Here is a 14780-nt window from a genome sequence, read left to right as displayed (position 1 = left end):
AAAACTAATTAGATATTCTGATTCTACTACAACTCAAATTGTAGTGATTATAATTGAAAGCTTAAAAGGTGAAGATGTTTCTCAATTAGCTACAAAATGGGGACAAACCTGGGGAATTGGCGGAACAAAACAAGATGATAATGGTGTTATTATTTTATTGGCTAAAGCCGAAAAGAAAATCGCCATTAATCCCGGATACGGAGTTGAAGATCGTTTGACTGCCGGAATTGGCGGAACAATAATCAGAAATATAATTATTCCTGAATTTAAAGCAGGAAGTTTTTATAACGGACTTGACAAAGGAACAGATGCCATAATTGATGTTTTTAAAGGAAAGTTCAAAGGCGAGCGCAAACAAGCCAAAGGAAATAGTTTCCCGATAATTCCCTTAATTGTTATTGTTGTAATTGTATTAATTTTACTGTCCAGAAATAAAGGCGGTGGAGGAAATTCAGGCAATAATAATGGTGGAGGTCCAAGCCTGCTCGATGTGATTCTTTTAAGTAGTCTTGGAAGAAGTGGCGGAAGCGGATTTGGCGGAGGTTTTGGTGGCGGATCATCCGGAGGTGGCGGCGGCTTTGGTGGAGGTTTTGGCGGCGGCGGATTCTCTGGTGGAGGTTCTAGCGGAGGCTGGTAAAAACTTTTGTTTCAAGTTTTTCTTGTTTCAGGTTTCACGGTTTTTAGTTTTCGGCTAAAATAAAATTAATAATTAATAATTTACAATTCATAATTAAATACAGATGTTATCACATAAAGCAAAATACGCCCTTAAGGCCTTACTTTATTTAGCACAACAAGACGAAAATCACATTTCTAGAACGATAGAAATTGCTGAGGGAGCCAACATTCCTAAAAAGTTTTTAGAGCAAATTTTATTGGATCTAAAACGTGGACGTTTTGTGAGCAGTAAGCAGGGAAAATTTGGCGGATATTATTTGATACGCTCAAAAAACGATATCACTCTGGCAGAAATTCACCGCTTATTTGACGGTGCAATTGCGCTTTTACCATGTGCTTCGTTAAACTTTTACGAACCATGCTCAGATTGTAAAACTGAGGAAGAATGCAGCTTAAGACATGGTTTAATGATCATACGCGACGAGACTCTTAAAGCGATGCAAGGCATTACAATCGCCTCACTTGTAAAGAAATAAAAAAATATTTTCTAATTCCTAGTAAATCTATAGAATTTACATATATTTGCAAAAAAACTAACAACCTTTTTCCAAATTTCAACCCTATGAAAGTAAATTACAATCGATCAGATGTATCTAAAAATCTTTTGCAAAAAAACCAAAATAGTCAATTTTCTACTTTGAAAAACAATTCTTCTATGATGTGTATGTGCTGGTAAAAAAAATTTAATTTAAATTCTACTAATCACATATACTTAATATAAAAATGAAAAATTCTATAAAAAATATACTTCCAATATTATTCTTTTTAACTTTCTCAATATCATTTGCACAAAACATCGAAGGTGTAGTTAAAACAAGTGAAAGCACTCCATTAGAAGCCGTTAACGTTGTTATCAAAGGAACAACAAATAATACCACTACAGACTCTGAAGGAAGATTCATCATCGATACAAAAGGAAAACTTCCTTTAACTCTTATAATTCAATACGTAGGATATAAAACTACCGAAATCGAACTTACAGATTTACCAAAAGCTTCAATACCAGTTACACTTAAAGAGGAAAATGAACTTATAGAAGTTGTCGTTTCTTCAAGACGAAGAATAGAAAAAGTTCAGGATGTGCCAATTGCAATTTCTGTAATTACAGGAAAACAAGCTGAGCAAACAGGAGCTTTTAACGTAAACAGAATCAAGGAACTTGTTCCATCTGTACAATTATATTCATCAAACCCAAGAAATACAGGAATCAATATTCGTAGTCTTGGTTCTCCTTTTGGGTTAACAAATGACGGAATTGATCCCGGAGTTGGTTTTTATGTTGACGGTGTTTACTACGCTCGTCCGGCTGCAACTACTTTAGATTTTATCGATGTAGAACAAATCGAGGTTTTACGTGGACCGCAAGGATCTTTATTTGGTAAAAACACCACTTCCGGAGCGTTTAACATTACAACTCGTAAACCAAGTTTTACTTCAGGTGCAGATTTTGAAGTAAGCTACGGAAATTATAACTTTCTACAAGCAAAAGCTTCGGTTACAGGAGCATTAGGTAAAAAAGTTGCAGGACGTTTGTCTTTTTCAGGCACACAACGCGACGGTTTAATTGACAATGTGGTAACAGGAAGACCTACAAATACATTAAACAATCAAGGAATCAGAGGTCAGTTGCTTTGGACTCCAACAACAAATACAAATATTATTTTAGCAGGAGATATTACAACACAACGTCCTGACGGATATGCTCAGGTTGTTGCAGGTGTTGCTCCTACTCAAAGACCTGCTTATCGCCAGTTTGATGCCATTATTAAAGATTTGAATTATCAATTGCCAAGTCAAAATGCTTTTGACCGTAAAATTGATCATGATACTCCTTGGCGTTCAGGACAAGATATGGGAGGTTTATCTCTTAATATTGATACAAAAATTGGGTCAGGAACTCTAACTTCAACCACTGCTTGGCGTTTTTGGAACTGGGACCCATCAAATGACAGGGATTTTACAGGATTGCAAGTTTTGGCATTATCTCAAAATCCAACAAGACAAACTCAATTTACACAAGAAGTGCGTTATGCAGGTCAACTTACAGAAAAAATTAGTGGCGTTGTAGGTGTATTTTTTATAGATCAAACATCACAAACAGACGGAACAGAGGAATCTGGGAACGCACAATGGAGATTTGCACAAAGTACAACAAGTGCGTTATGGAAAACTCCGGGACTTTTTGAAGGATACGGAATCAAAACTGATGCCAATATCAGAGCTTCAAGTGCGGCAGTATTTGGTCAAATTGACTGGGCTATTACAGATCGTATTCACGTTTTACCAGGCTTAAGATATAATTTTGACAAAAAAGACGCGCATTATGCCCGTACAACATACGGAGGTTTACAAACTACCGATCCGGCATTACTTGCTTTGAAAAAATTAGTGTATTCTGATCAGGCATTTGATTCTAGTACTGATAATACTGACTTTTCAGGAAACATCACATTGACTTTCAAGGCTTCAGACAAAATCAACGCTTATGCAACTTATGCTAAAAGTTACAAACCAGTTGGTGTAAACGTGGCCGGACTTCCTACTGATTCAAAAGGTCTGCCATTATTAGATCTTGCAGTTATTAAGCCAGAAAAAGTGAATCATTATGAGATAGGTTTTAAAACTTCTCCATTTAGAAATTCAGTATTTAATCTTGCATTCTTTAATACAGATATAAAAGATTTCCAAACTAATGTTCAGGCTGCTGAATTGGGTGTAAATCGTGGATATCTTGCTAACGCAGATAAAGTGCGTGTAAGAGGTGCTGAACTTGATGCAAGTTTTGTTATTAGCCAACACTTAACGATCAACGGTGCCGCAACTTATACAGATGCTAAATATGTGAAATTTACAAATGCACCACTTCCGTTAGAAGAAACAGGAGCTCCGGTAGCTTTTAAAGATGTTTCAGGAACTGAATTACCTGGTGCTTCAAAATGGGCAGGATCTTTAGGAGGTGAACTTTCTGATAAGGCAAAATTCTTCGGAAATTCAGGAAAAGTTTTCCTTGGATTAGATTCTTACGCCAGATCTGAATTCTCATCAAGCCCTTCAGCTTCAAAATATTTAGTGGTTGATGGTTATGCTATTTTCAACGCTCGTTTCGGTTTCCGTGCATCACAAGGTTTATCAGTTCACTTTTGGGGACGTAACCTTTTAAACAAAGATTATTACGAACAATTATTACCAGCTGGTGGAAACACAGGACAATATGCAGGTGTACTTGGAGATCAAAGAACTTATGGTATTACTTTAAAGTATTCACTATAATACAATTAGTTAATTTTAATTACATTAAACGAGATAGGTTTTTAAATCTATCTCGTTTTTTTATGTTGTCGATTTTAGGTTTTTTGAATGCAGATTTGAGATATAGAGTTTCAATTATTCCTAATTTGGCTAAAGCCATTTTCAGTATTTCTATTTTTCTAATCTCCAGCTGAAGCTGGAGGCAATTCAATATTTGGAACGCAAAAAAGATATATTCTCCCAATCTCTGTGTTCAAATAAAAACTATGATATTTTCTTTATCTAAATCAAGATTAAAAAATTAAAAATATGTGCAAAATCTGTTTAATCCGTAAAATCTGCGGGCATAAAAAAAGACGCACTGCTGTGCGCCTCTACGAGTAAATCTTTGTCTTTTTATTTTTTCAGATCTTTGTCCCTCTGTTCCTTTGTTTCTTTGAACCTTCCAAAAAAAACTTAGTAACTCAGAAACTTAGAACGAACCTACTCCCTTTGCCTTTTCTTCTCTCCTTTTTCTGCTCCTGCAAAATTTCCTATTTTATAACTTACAGAAAACATTACGTAACGCTTCAAAACAGTATTTTCTTCATCGCGAATTGACGTTGCCGAAATAGTTCTTGTCGCACTTAAATTCTGATTTAAAACATCATATACTTTTATTTTAGCGTAGACTTTTTTATCAAAAAATCCATAAGACAAACTTGTATTCCATAAGTAAAAATCTTTTTTGAAGTCGCTCGAGATATTAGAATTATAAGTATATCCAAAATCATTCCCGAAAATTAAATTTGCAGGCCAATAACTTGTCGTTTGCAAATTGATTCTGTGTACAACATTAGAAGTGGCATCACGTGAGGAATTCTCATAATTCGTTTGATTGTATGATAAACTATAGGTTGGCGAAATCACTAAAAGTTCTCCGTATTCGTAAGACAGATTCACTTTTGGCGTAATCGCAGTAGATTTTGCATTGTATAAAACAGCGTTTGTAAAACCTTTATCAAATGAATAACTACCGTTTAAACCAAAACCATATCGCAAAACATGCGCATCTCTTTTTATAGATTGATTCCAGTTTCCGCCAATTGAAGTTGTGTAAGTTCCTGAAATATTCACGTAAGTTGTTGTTCTTTTTCCGCTTTCATCATAAATTGAAGTCGAAACGACATCATTATTATAATAATCTCCTTTTACATACAAACTGTAACCGGATCGTGTACGGAAATCATAATTTCTAAAACTAAAATTAGCACTGTTTTTCTCGATAGGATTCAAATCCGGATTACCAATAATCGTATTTAACGGATTTGTTAAATTTAAAACCGGCATTAATTGAACGGCAGAAGGAAGTGCATTTGAATAATCATATTTGAAAGATAAATTTTTCGAACGGCTAAATTTATATCTTATCTGAAAATCTCCATACGGCAAAGCATATTTCTTATTCAAATCTGTCGCGTTGTTGAGGTATATAGAGTGATTATCAAACTCAACAAGCGCCGTTCTTGAATTTAAGTTCACAGTAAATTTGCTTTTTTGCCATGTAATCCCAACTTTAGGACTAAATGAATTTTGTATTGAAGTAGTATAATTTGTTAATGACTGATTTAAATCTGAATAAGATTGTGATACAGCATCAAAATCGTATGTTTTCATATCCTTCATTTCCTTGTTCCAGTCAAAATCAGATCCAAATCTAATTCTTAAAGAATCAGTCACCGGTTCTGTATATTCAAGTTCAAGTGAATAAGTATCTGTGCTATTATTATTTATACTTTTCTGATTTCTATCGTCGTTAGGTTTACTATCCTGATAAAAAATAGTTTGAGAAAGATTTAATGCTTCAGCATCAGTATTGGTGTTATTATTATCAAAAACAACACTAAAGTTACGAGACTTTTTGTTGAAAGCTTTATTGAAATTAATCGTGTTTCCAAAGCTTGTATTTGTACTTTCAGAATATGATTTGGCATTACTTTCATTTAAAGCTTCTCCATTTTCATCTTCAGAAAAACTAGATGAAGTCGAATTACTATTCGATCTGGATTGATTCACTTTTGGTACAATAACCAATCTTGTTGTTGGATCAATTTTATATTCTAATTCAAAATTGACATTGTTTCCGGTATTTTCATTTCTGGTTTTAGAATCAGATGAAGTCGAAATATTTCCGGTTGGCAAAAAACTTGTCTGATCAGATTTACTGTCATTATTATTAATCGAATTCGAAAAATTATAACTTCCCATTGCCATCAGCTTTTCCGACCAGTCATCCGAATAATTAAGTCCTATTAAGTTCGATTGCGTAATTCCTTTTCCACTTCCTGAACTTCCGCTAGTACCTTTGCTATTTCGTCCTCCGCCCATATTGTCAAATACCTCATCCTGAGCAAATCCCGTAGAATTAATATTATTAGACGAAGCCAAAACGCTTATTTTTTGCTTATTATTAAAAAAATTCATAATCAAACTACTTTCATACCGATCATCAGAACCGTATCCGCCAAGGATTTTCCCAAAATAACCCTTATTTTTCTTTTCGTCGATTGTGATATTTATACTCGAAAAATCCGAAGTCGATTCTTGCTTTGACAATTCTTCCTTCTTCGTTTTAAAATCCGAAACCTGAATTTTTTTGATAATTTCTGCTGGTAAATTCTTTAAGGCAATTGCGCCATCTTTATCAAAAAACGTTTTTCCGTTAACTAAAACCTGATTAACTTCCCTTCCGTTTACGGTAATTTTACCATCGGTTCCTACATCAAATCCCGGTAATTGTTTCAGCAAGTTTTCTACATTCGAATCTGGTCGGACTTTATACGAAGCTGCATTAAATTCTAATGTATCTTTTTTTATTGTTATTGGCGCAGCTTCACTTTTGATAACGACATTATCTAAAGCATTTGCAGCCTCCAGTAAATAGAGTTTACCAAAGTCCTTACTTTCCATAAGTCCTTTTTCTTCTTCAAAATAAGGCTGATATCCCATATAATTTACCTTCAGGAAAATAGGCTTATCATACTTTTTAGTGGTAATACTAAACGATCCGTTTTTATCGGTAGTAGCATATTCAATCACTGTAGAATCTTTTACTGTTGTAAAATAAACAGTTGCCAGTTCGAGCGGTAATTGTGTATTGATATCAATAACGGTCCCTTTAATAACGATGTCATTTTGGGCATTTGCCGAATAACAAAATAAAATAAAAATTAGGAAATAATAAATTTTGGTCATAAAATGGTTGGTTAGAAAACAGTAAGACTTAAAAAAAGCCAAAAGGTTTAACTTTTAATTTCAACATTTATTCAAATAGTATGCCCTTTAAGTCGAAACTAATCCTTTTCAATTACAAACAAGGCATAAAAAAAGTCCTCATTTGAGGACTTCTTATTTTATTTTTCTCTGATATAAATATCGATTGGCACTCCTGAAAAGTCCCAATTTTCTCTAATCTTATTTTCAAGATATCTCTTATATGGTTCCTTAACATATTGTGGCATATTTGCAAAAAACACAAACTGAGGCGTTAAAGTTGGCAACTGCATGCAATATTTAATTTTTACATATTTACCTTTTGTCGCTGGTGGTGGATATGCTTCAATTACTTTCAACATAAATTCATTGAATTTAGAAGTTGGGATTCTTTGTTTTCTGTTTTCAAAAACCTGAACCGTAGCCTCTAATGCTTTCAATAAACGTTGTTTCGTTAAAGCCGAAACGAACAAAATTGGCACATCTGTAAAAGGCATTAATTCTTCTCTAATTTTAGCTTCATAATCACGAGTAGACATAGTATCTTTTTCTACTAAATCCCACTTGTTCACTAAGATTACAACACCTTTACGGTTTTTTTCAGCTAACCAGAAAATGCTCTGATCCTGACCTTCAAATCCACGGGTTGCATCAATAATTAAAATACAAATATCTGCATGTTCAATCGCACGGACAGAACGCATTACCGAGTAAAACTCTAAATCTTCCTTAACTTTAGCTTTACGACGGATTCCCGCAGTATCCACAAGGTTAAATTCAAAACCAAAACGGTCGAATTTTGTATCAATTGCATCACGAGTTGTTCCAGCAATATCCGTAACCATGAAACGCTCTTTACCAATTAACGCATTGATAAAACTTGATTTTCCAGCATTTGGACGTCCAACAACAGCAAAACGAGGTAAAACAACCTCTTCCTGAACTGGTTCCGGTTTCACTGGAAATGAGTCGATTAAAGCATCTAATAAATCTCCTGTTCCACTTCCTGAAATACTTGCAAATGTGTAATATTCTCCTAATCCAAGGTTATAAAATTCGATTGCATCTTTCTCACGCATTGAATTATCTACCTTATTCACCGCCAATAAAACTGGCTTAGTCACTTTACGCAACAAACGGGCAACAACGTCATCCATAGGTGTAATACCTTCCTCAACATCAACTACAAAAATAATAACATCAGCTTCGTCGATAGCTAATTCTACTTGTTTTCTAATTTCTCCTTCAAAAACGTCATCAGAACCGCGAACATATCCGCCGGTATCAATTACCGAAAATTCTTTTCCGTTCCACTCGCTTTTACCGTAGTTTCTATCTCTGGTAACTCCAGAAATCGAATCTACAATAGCTTCTCTTCTTTGTATCAGCCTATTAAAAAGGGTTGATTTCCCTACATTAGGTCTTCCTACTATCGCAACAATGTTATTCATTTTTTTGAATTTTAGACTTTAGATTTTAGATTTTAGATTCTGTGTTGAACAAAATCTTATTAAATTGTAAATCCAAAATACCGTATTTTAATTTTTTGCAAAGGTAGTTAAAAAAGTGGCTAAGTCGCTAAGTTTCTAATACCTAAGTTTTTTATTATTTTCCCTGTTATTTCAGGTTATTTTTCAGGAGCTATTTCCTGCTCCCGAAGCCTCGGGACGTTTCAATCTTTTTTATTGTAGAAAAAACAGTAAAAAAGGATTTTCACTTCTATCAGGGCTAAAAATCCAGTTTCAGTCTCAGTTTTACAATAAACGTTTGGCATAGCAAAAACTTGAAACTTGAAACAATCAACGATTAAACAATTAACAATTCCAATTTCTCATTTCAAACTTGAAACCTGAAACAATTTAAACCGCTCTCAAAACTCCTTTATTGATTATACCCAAATCGTTTCAACATATTTGCGTTGCTTCTCCAGTTTTTATTCACTTTTACAACAAGTTCAATATGGATTTGTTTTCCAAAGAATTTCTCTAAATCGGCACGAGAATCTACTCCCACTTTTTTCAAAGCAGCACCTTTATGTCCAATAATGATTCCTTTTTGAGTTTCACGTTCCACCATAATAATCGAACGGATTTTGATAATATTTTCATCTTCAAAAAATTCTTCCGTAACAATTTCAACCGCATACGGAATCTCTTTGCTGTAATTCAACAAGATTTTCTCACGAATGGTTTCGTTAACGAAAAAACGTTCCGGTTTATCTGTTAATTGATCTTTTGGATAATATGCGGGAGATGCCGGCAACAATTCAATGATTCTCCCGAAAACTTCTGGTACATTAAAATTCTGTAAAGCCGAGATTGGGAAAATTTCAGCATTCGGCACTTTTGCCGTCCAAAATGCCACTTGTTCCTCTAATTGTTCCTGATTCGAATTATCGATTTTATTCAACAATAACAAAACCGGAATTTTAGCGTTGATGATTTTATTAAAGAAAGCTTCATCTTTTAAATCCTGCTCCCCTATTTCGACCATATAAACTAAGATATCAGCATCTTCAAAAGCCGATTTTACAAAGTTCATCATCGATTCCTGCATTTCATAAGCGGGTTTGATGATTCCGGGAGTATCTGATAATATAAGTTGAAAATCTTCGCCATTCACGATTCCCAGAATACGGTGACGGGTTGTTTGTGCTTTTGATGTAATAATTGACAATCTTTCTCCAACAAAGGCGTTCATCAACGTTGATTTTCCAACGTTTGGATTCCCGATGATGTTTACAAAACCTGCTTTATGTGACATTTGTGTATTAATTTATTGTGCAAAGGTAGTCATATCAACTCAATACAGAAAATAAAACATTTTTTAAAGTTTTCGTTGGATTTCTAGAAAATCGGCGTATCTTTGCACCCGAAACATCGCGGGATAGAGCAGTAGGCAGCTCGTCGGGCTCATAACCCGAAGGTCACAGGTTCGAGTCCTGTTCCCGCTACTAATTGGGACAAAGAAGAAAATTTCTTCTTTGTCCCTTTTTTATTTAGCCCTATCAGCCTGTTAATACTGTAGATGAGATGCACTACTTCGTTTACTCTAGCGGTTCGAAACCCGTTTTCTGAGATCGTAAAATTCTCAGGAAAAATCGAACCTAATAGGTCTCTCGATTCAACCCAATTGCCGTTCTCATAATATTCATTAAGCTTCATCAGATTCTCTACCCCTGCTTTTAAAAGCTCTTGAATATCTTTATTCTCATCATCTATACCAGATAATTTTAATTCAAGTCTTCTTACCATCTCTCCGTAATCTGACTTCATATCTCGGTAGTCCGAGGCATCTATCTGTTTTGTCGCAAGAAGATCTCTTGCATTTGAGATTCTAGCTTCATAATCTTTGATCTGGCTTATGATTTTAGTTTTTTCTTCTAAGACATCCTTAATTTGTTCTTTATAACAGTCGCCTATGACATTGGCATAGATATTTTTGATTTCAGGAATTGGTATATACTTTTTCAGGTTCTGTATAAATATCTCATTTGCTGTTTCCGAATTTATCCTGTATCTGCATCCTGCACTGCAGTGGTAATATGGATAATATTTGTGTCGTCCTTTTGATATGCTACCCGTGAGTATTTTTCCGCAGTCGGGACATATAAAAAATCCTCTCAGCGGAAAAGGTTTGGCAGAAAGTGCCTTTGGAAGATATTTGCGGGATCTTCCGTCAAGAACATCCTGAACTTTATAGAAAAGCATATCAGAGATTAAAGCTTCATGCTGTCCTCGAACTAAAGTGCGCTCTTCATCCTTATATTTTGGTACTTCGATCTTACCGCAGTAAAGAGGATTGCGGATCGCTCTCCAAAAATGATTTTTACCTGCTTTAAGACCTTTTTCTTTTGCCATTTGAAGCACTTGTTCCGTATTAAAAATTCCTTTGGAAAGTTCTTCAAAAGCCCATTTTAAAATAGAGGCTTCTGGCTGGTCGAATGCAATATATTTTGTTCCGTCTTCTTTTACTCGGTTAATATATCCGATAGGAGCAATTCCCATATACCTTCCTTCTTTTCTCGCTCTTCTCATACCGTGAAAGGTATTTAGGGCTCTTCTGTCATTCTCCACCTCAGGAGCAGCCAGATAAAAAGCCAGCATCATTTTATTCTCGGGTATTGAAAGATCTAAAGGCTGTTCTATCGCCTGAGGCTCAACTCCCAATTTTCTGAGCATACTGATCATCTGGTACGCATCTCCCGCATTTCTGCTGAACCTGTCCCATTTGGTAAAAAGCAGAAGATCTGTTTTGTTCTTATGCTTCTTTAGATCCGCAAGCAGTTTCTTCCACTGCGGGCGGTTGAATGTCTTTGCCGAATGGTCTTCATAAATAACGTGTCTTATTTCAACAGCATTTATATCGCAGAACTTGCGAAGCATTTCTTCCTGATTTCTCTGTGAGTAGCCCCTGTCTGCCTGTTCATCGGTACTCACTCTCACGTATAGGTCTGCTATTTTTCTCATCTTTTTTCTTTAAATAGTTTGAAACTGCCATGTTTGCCAGTTTTCTTAAAAATTCTAAAATCATTCCCGCCTGTTCCAGCGTCACTTCCACTCCTTCGTCTTTCAGCATTTTTCTAGTCTTTTCTGCCGTCATTTTTCCTCTTTCCTCTCTTCCATCTTTCTCCATTTGAAATTCCTCTTCATTAAAAAAAGACCGATCATCAGTCTTTTTTGTTCCACAATCATTCATCGCTATAAAGTTATAACACTTTTTTCATTTTATCCTGATCAAAATATGGTGGGGATAGTACAAATATAAAGCCTAATTCACTGAGGTTCATAAGTAAAATTTACTCATCATCACCCAACCAAATTTCAGATTCATACAAAGTTAATATGACTTTCTCTGATTGTCATGGACATAATATGTACATCAAAATGTTAATCATTGTTCGGAATCTGCTCTACGTTCCTCTTTCATATCATTATATAAATAGCTGATTTCATTTATAAGCTCAAATTCATCAATCGGGAACAGCTGAAGTGCTATTCCCAATATAAGCCCTACATCAATATTCTGGTTTAGAATCGTGGGCGGAACTTCCGCACTGTCCCTGTCCAAAGCGATTATGCAGAGCTTCATTAGGTTTCTTATAATTGAAACAAGTTCGTAATAATCATATATCCTGATCTCTGCATTATACATTCCTCTTTTATCATCGGCTGGTTTCAGAGTATTAAGCAGTCTTTCGCTTAATACTCCAATTCTTTCCAGTTTTTTAATTTCATCTGTTTCCATGATATATATTCTTAATTAATTCTCCCAAATCAGTCCTGCTCAAAATTTTTCAAGAGTCCGCTTTCGACAACTGCAATACGCAGTTCATTCATAAGTTTCTCCACTATTACAGTCATCTGATCTAACTGTTCAACTTTCAGTCTGTCCCAACAATTAAATACTGCCCTGTTTCTATCCAAGAATGGAAAAAAGTCAGTCCAGAACTGCTCTGTTAAATAGTTATACTTTCTAATATCGGCATCTGCATAGATACATAATTGCCACAAAGTTTGGCTTGGAAGATAATTAGGCATGTAATAAGTTTTTGCAAAAACGTACGTTCTGCAGAATGACATGAAAAAAAGAGAGAAGATGGACGTGAGCCCACAGTAATTGCCATCAGCATTAGTGGCTATCAAAGAAAACTGAAGGAAACTTTTCTCTGCCGATTTATAATAAAGATGAAGATCACCGTGATAAGGTTTATGGGGAGATTCCCAGTGAAGTTCTGGATGGTATTCATTTGATGAATAAATCAGTTGCTCTTCTTTTATTATTTTCTCAAAGAAGCTCTGGTATTCATAAAGGTTATTTTGTATCCATTGACGACTGTGACTGATCAGTACAAAAACGGAGTTACCACCTTTCTTGTTTTTTAAACGGTTAACGATTAATTTCAATTTTTCATTTCCAATCCCATCTGTTACAAGTAAAAGGTAATAAGTAGTTTTTTCATGGCTTGCCACCTGATTAAAAAGATAAATCTGTTCTGGCTCTACTGATTCCAAAATAGTCTGAACAGCTGTTTCAAGAATTTTGTCTTTAGACTCATTACTGCATAAAACTTCCTGCTCTTCTCTATACTCTTTCTTTATTAGTTTTCTAAACTCACTAAATCTATCACAAATAATACTATACAGATTTTCTTCGGTTTTCTCCACTGACTCAAACATTTCATTTCTATACATCGCTTCCTCGTCACTGGAAGCTTCTTTTGCCTGCTCAAAAAGATCAATAAGATAATACCCGCCTTTAGAAGCTTTAACAAAGTATTTCTGAATTACTGGAATGTATGGGATAAGTTGATTTATTCTTTGATTCAGATCAGCAGAGTCTGACTTATTTCCTTTATAAAATTCTTCCAGACATTGAAGATCATATCCAATCAGTCTGCAGTAAGAAGTATAAACACTGTTGGAAGAACCCTCTGAAATGAGATTTCTAATCTGACATTTATACAGGTCGTGCTCGTGATGAAAATTGTTTTCAAACACATTAAATCTCTTCTTGAATTTCTGCCATTCCATTGTTTTAAAAACGGAATTTCCGAACTCAAAATTCTGGTAAATAACAGCAGACTCACGACAGTAATATGCTTTAAATGGATCTCCTAGAGAATAATGATGTCGAAGCTTTGAGGAGAAAACAAATAATACATCAATCTGAAAGCGTTCTTTAACTTTTCTTACCCATTTACTATTCTGATGCTTTTGAGCATCTATACTGCTGTCAATATTGATTATAAGTTTTGAAAATGCCGAAGATTGCGTTCTGGTAAAAAACATTTGGATGATGTTATATTTATTCACCAGCTGTCTCAGCATATTTTCCAGATACTCGTTTTCGAGTTGTGGAAAAATAAGTTTTTCTGAAGTTTTCATAATATTTTGTTTTTGAAGTTTACATAAAGAATATTATTCTATAGGGGATAAAATATCCACAGACTGTTTCTCCTTTTTGATCTTTTTAATGCCTCTTTCCATAATGAGCTGTCCTGCATCGAGCATTTTGATTAAATGCACATAGGGAGTTATCATATCATAATCTGATTCTACTGCATGGGGAGATAATGAAAGGTGTACGATTTCACAGAGAAAGAATTCAAACTGTTCCAATGACCTCTGCTCGAACGCCTTTTCAAATACTTGAAAAGGATTTTTATACTCGTTTTTACTTAGAGAAGCCAGATGAACTATTGAAGTGTAGTGATCTGACCCCTTTGCCTGCCATTTCCTGCTTTTTCTTTTCAAACAGTGGCAGACTTTGATAAATGAGCTTAAAGCAGTATAAAAAACAAAAACATGGCATGGGTTATCCTGCTTATAAATTGTCTTCTTGTAGCTGTGTATTGCCAAGTCGCTTAAAATCTGTTTATATTCGTCAAGATGGGAGAAATCAAAAAAAGCATAAAGCACATCATAGGGATTTCCTACCAAAAATTAGTTCCAAAGGATATTTTATTCTTTTTCATAGCTTAAATTTTTAGAATTCAAAAGCGAAGTTCCTGCCTTTCAACTGGATAAACTATTCCAGAAATGGATATAATATCTGACAAAAGGGATATTTTACGGGATATTTTTTTATCTTTGAAATTC

General features: G+C 34.7%; 11 protein-coding genes and 1 tRNA gene. 4 read left to right on the top strand and 8 right to left on the bottom strand.

The annotated features are described in order from the left end of the window. The 3 genes from ACHZDT_RS16865 to ACHZDT_RS16855 form a co-directional block, all read left to right on the top strand. Positions 1-637: TPM domain-containing protein (locus tag ACHZDT_RS16865; RefSeq protein ID WP_394775797.1), on the top strand; the 637-nt coding region annotated here is incomplete at its 5' end. Between the two features lie 103 nt (positions 638-740). Then, a complete protein-coding gene (locus tag ACHZDT_RS16860) occupies positions 741-1154 on the top strand; it encodes an Rrf2 family transcriptional regulator (RefSeq protein ID WP_213302419.1) in 414 nt (137 codons plus the stop codon). 247 nt (positions 1155-1401) lie between these two features. Continuing rightward, positions 1402-3948, top strand: a complete 2547-nt coding sequence (locus ACHZDT_RS16855; RefSeq protein WP_394775795.1) for a TonB-dependent receptor — start codon at positions 1402-1404, stop codon at positions 3946-3948. Between the two features lie 462 nt (positions 3949-4410). Here the strand turns inward: ACHZDT_RS16855 and ACHZDT_RS16850 are convergent, their stop codons facing one another. The 3 genes from ACHZDT_RS16850 to era all read right to left on the bottom strand — a co-directional run bounded on the left by ACHZDT_RS16850 (position 4411) and on the right by era (position 9942). Continuing rightward, positions 4411-7161, bottom strand: coding sequence for an outer membrane beta-barrel protein (locus tag ACHZDT_RS16850; RefSeq protein ID WP_394775794.1), 2751 nt, complete (start codon positions 7159-7161; stop codon positions 4411-4413). 158 nt (positions 7162-7319) lie between these two features. After that, on the bottom strand, positions 7320-8630 hold the full coding sequence (gene der, locus ACHZDT_RS16845) for a ribosome biogenesis GTPase Der (protein ID WP_394775793.1): 1311 nt from the start codon (positions 8628-8630) through the stop codon (positions 7320-7322). 430 nt (positions 8631-9060) lie between these two features. Next, positions 9061-9942 (bottom strand): GTPase Era, encoded by an 882-nt coding sequence (gene era / locus ACHZDT_RS16840; protein ID WP_394775792.1) that lies wholly within the window; start codon positions 9940-9942, stop codon positions 9061-9063. Between the two features lie 117 nt (positions 9943-10059). Between era and ACHZDT_RS16835 the strand changes: the two genes are divergently transcribed. Continuing rightward, positions 10060-10132: transfer RNA gene (locus ACHZDT_RS16835), tRNA-Met, on the top strand. Here ACHZDT_RS16835 and ACHZDT_RS16830 read toward each other — a convergent pair. The 5 genes from ACHZDT_RS16830 to ACHZDT_RS16810 form a co-directional block, all read right to left on the bottom strand. Next, positions 10092-11648, bottom strand: a complete 1557-nt coding sequence (locus tag ACHZDT_RS16830) for a recombinase family protein (RefSeq protein WP_394775798.1) — start codon at positions 11646-11648, stop codon at positions 10092-10094. The two genes, ACHZDT_RS16835 and ACHZDT_RS16830, sit on opposite strands and share 41 nt — an antisense overlap. Further along, entirely contained in the window at positions 11605-11877 is a 273-nt protein-coding gene (locus ACHZDT_RS16825; RefSeq protein WP_394775791.1) for a hypothetical protein, read from the bottom strand. Before ACHZDT_RS16825 ends, ACHZDT_RS16830 begins: the two co-directional genes overlap by 44 nt. 195 nt (positions 11878-12072) lie before the next feature. Then, on the bottom strand, positions 12073-12426 hold the full coding sequence (locus ACHZDT_RS16820) for a hypothetical protein (RefSeq protein WP_394775790.1): 354 nt from the start codon (positions 12424-12426) through the stop codon (positions 12073-12075). A gap of 29 nt (positions 12427-12455) precedes the next feature. After that, positions 12456-14066, bottom strand: a complete 1611-nt coding sequence (locus tag ACHZDT_RS16815; RefSeq protein ID WP_394775789.1) for a hypothetical protein — start codon at positions 14064-14066, stop codon at positions 12456-12458. Positions 14067-14099: 33 nt separating this feature from the next. Beyond that, positions 14100-14621 (bottom strand): hypothetical protein, encoded by a 522-nt coding sequence (locus ACHZDT_RS16810; RefSeq protein WP_394775788.1) that lies wholly within the window; start codon positions 14619-14621, stop codon positions 14100-14102. Positions 14622-14780 lie beyond the last annotated feature (159 nt).

It is taken from the genome of Flavobacterium sp. (assembly GCF_043722275.1).
Classification (GTDB): domain Bacteria; phylum Bacteroidota; class Bacteroidia; order Flavobacteriales; family Flavobacteriaceae; genus Flavobacterium.
This window is presented reverse-complemented; position numbering and strand designations above follow the sequence as displayed.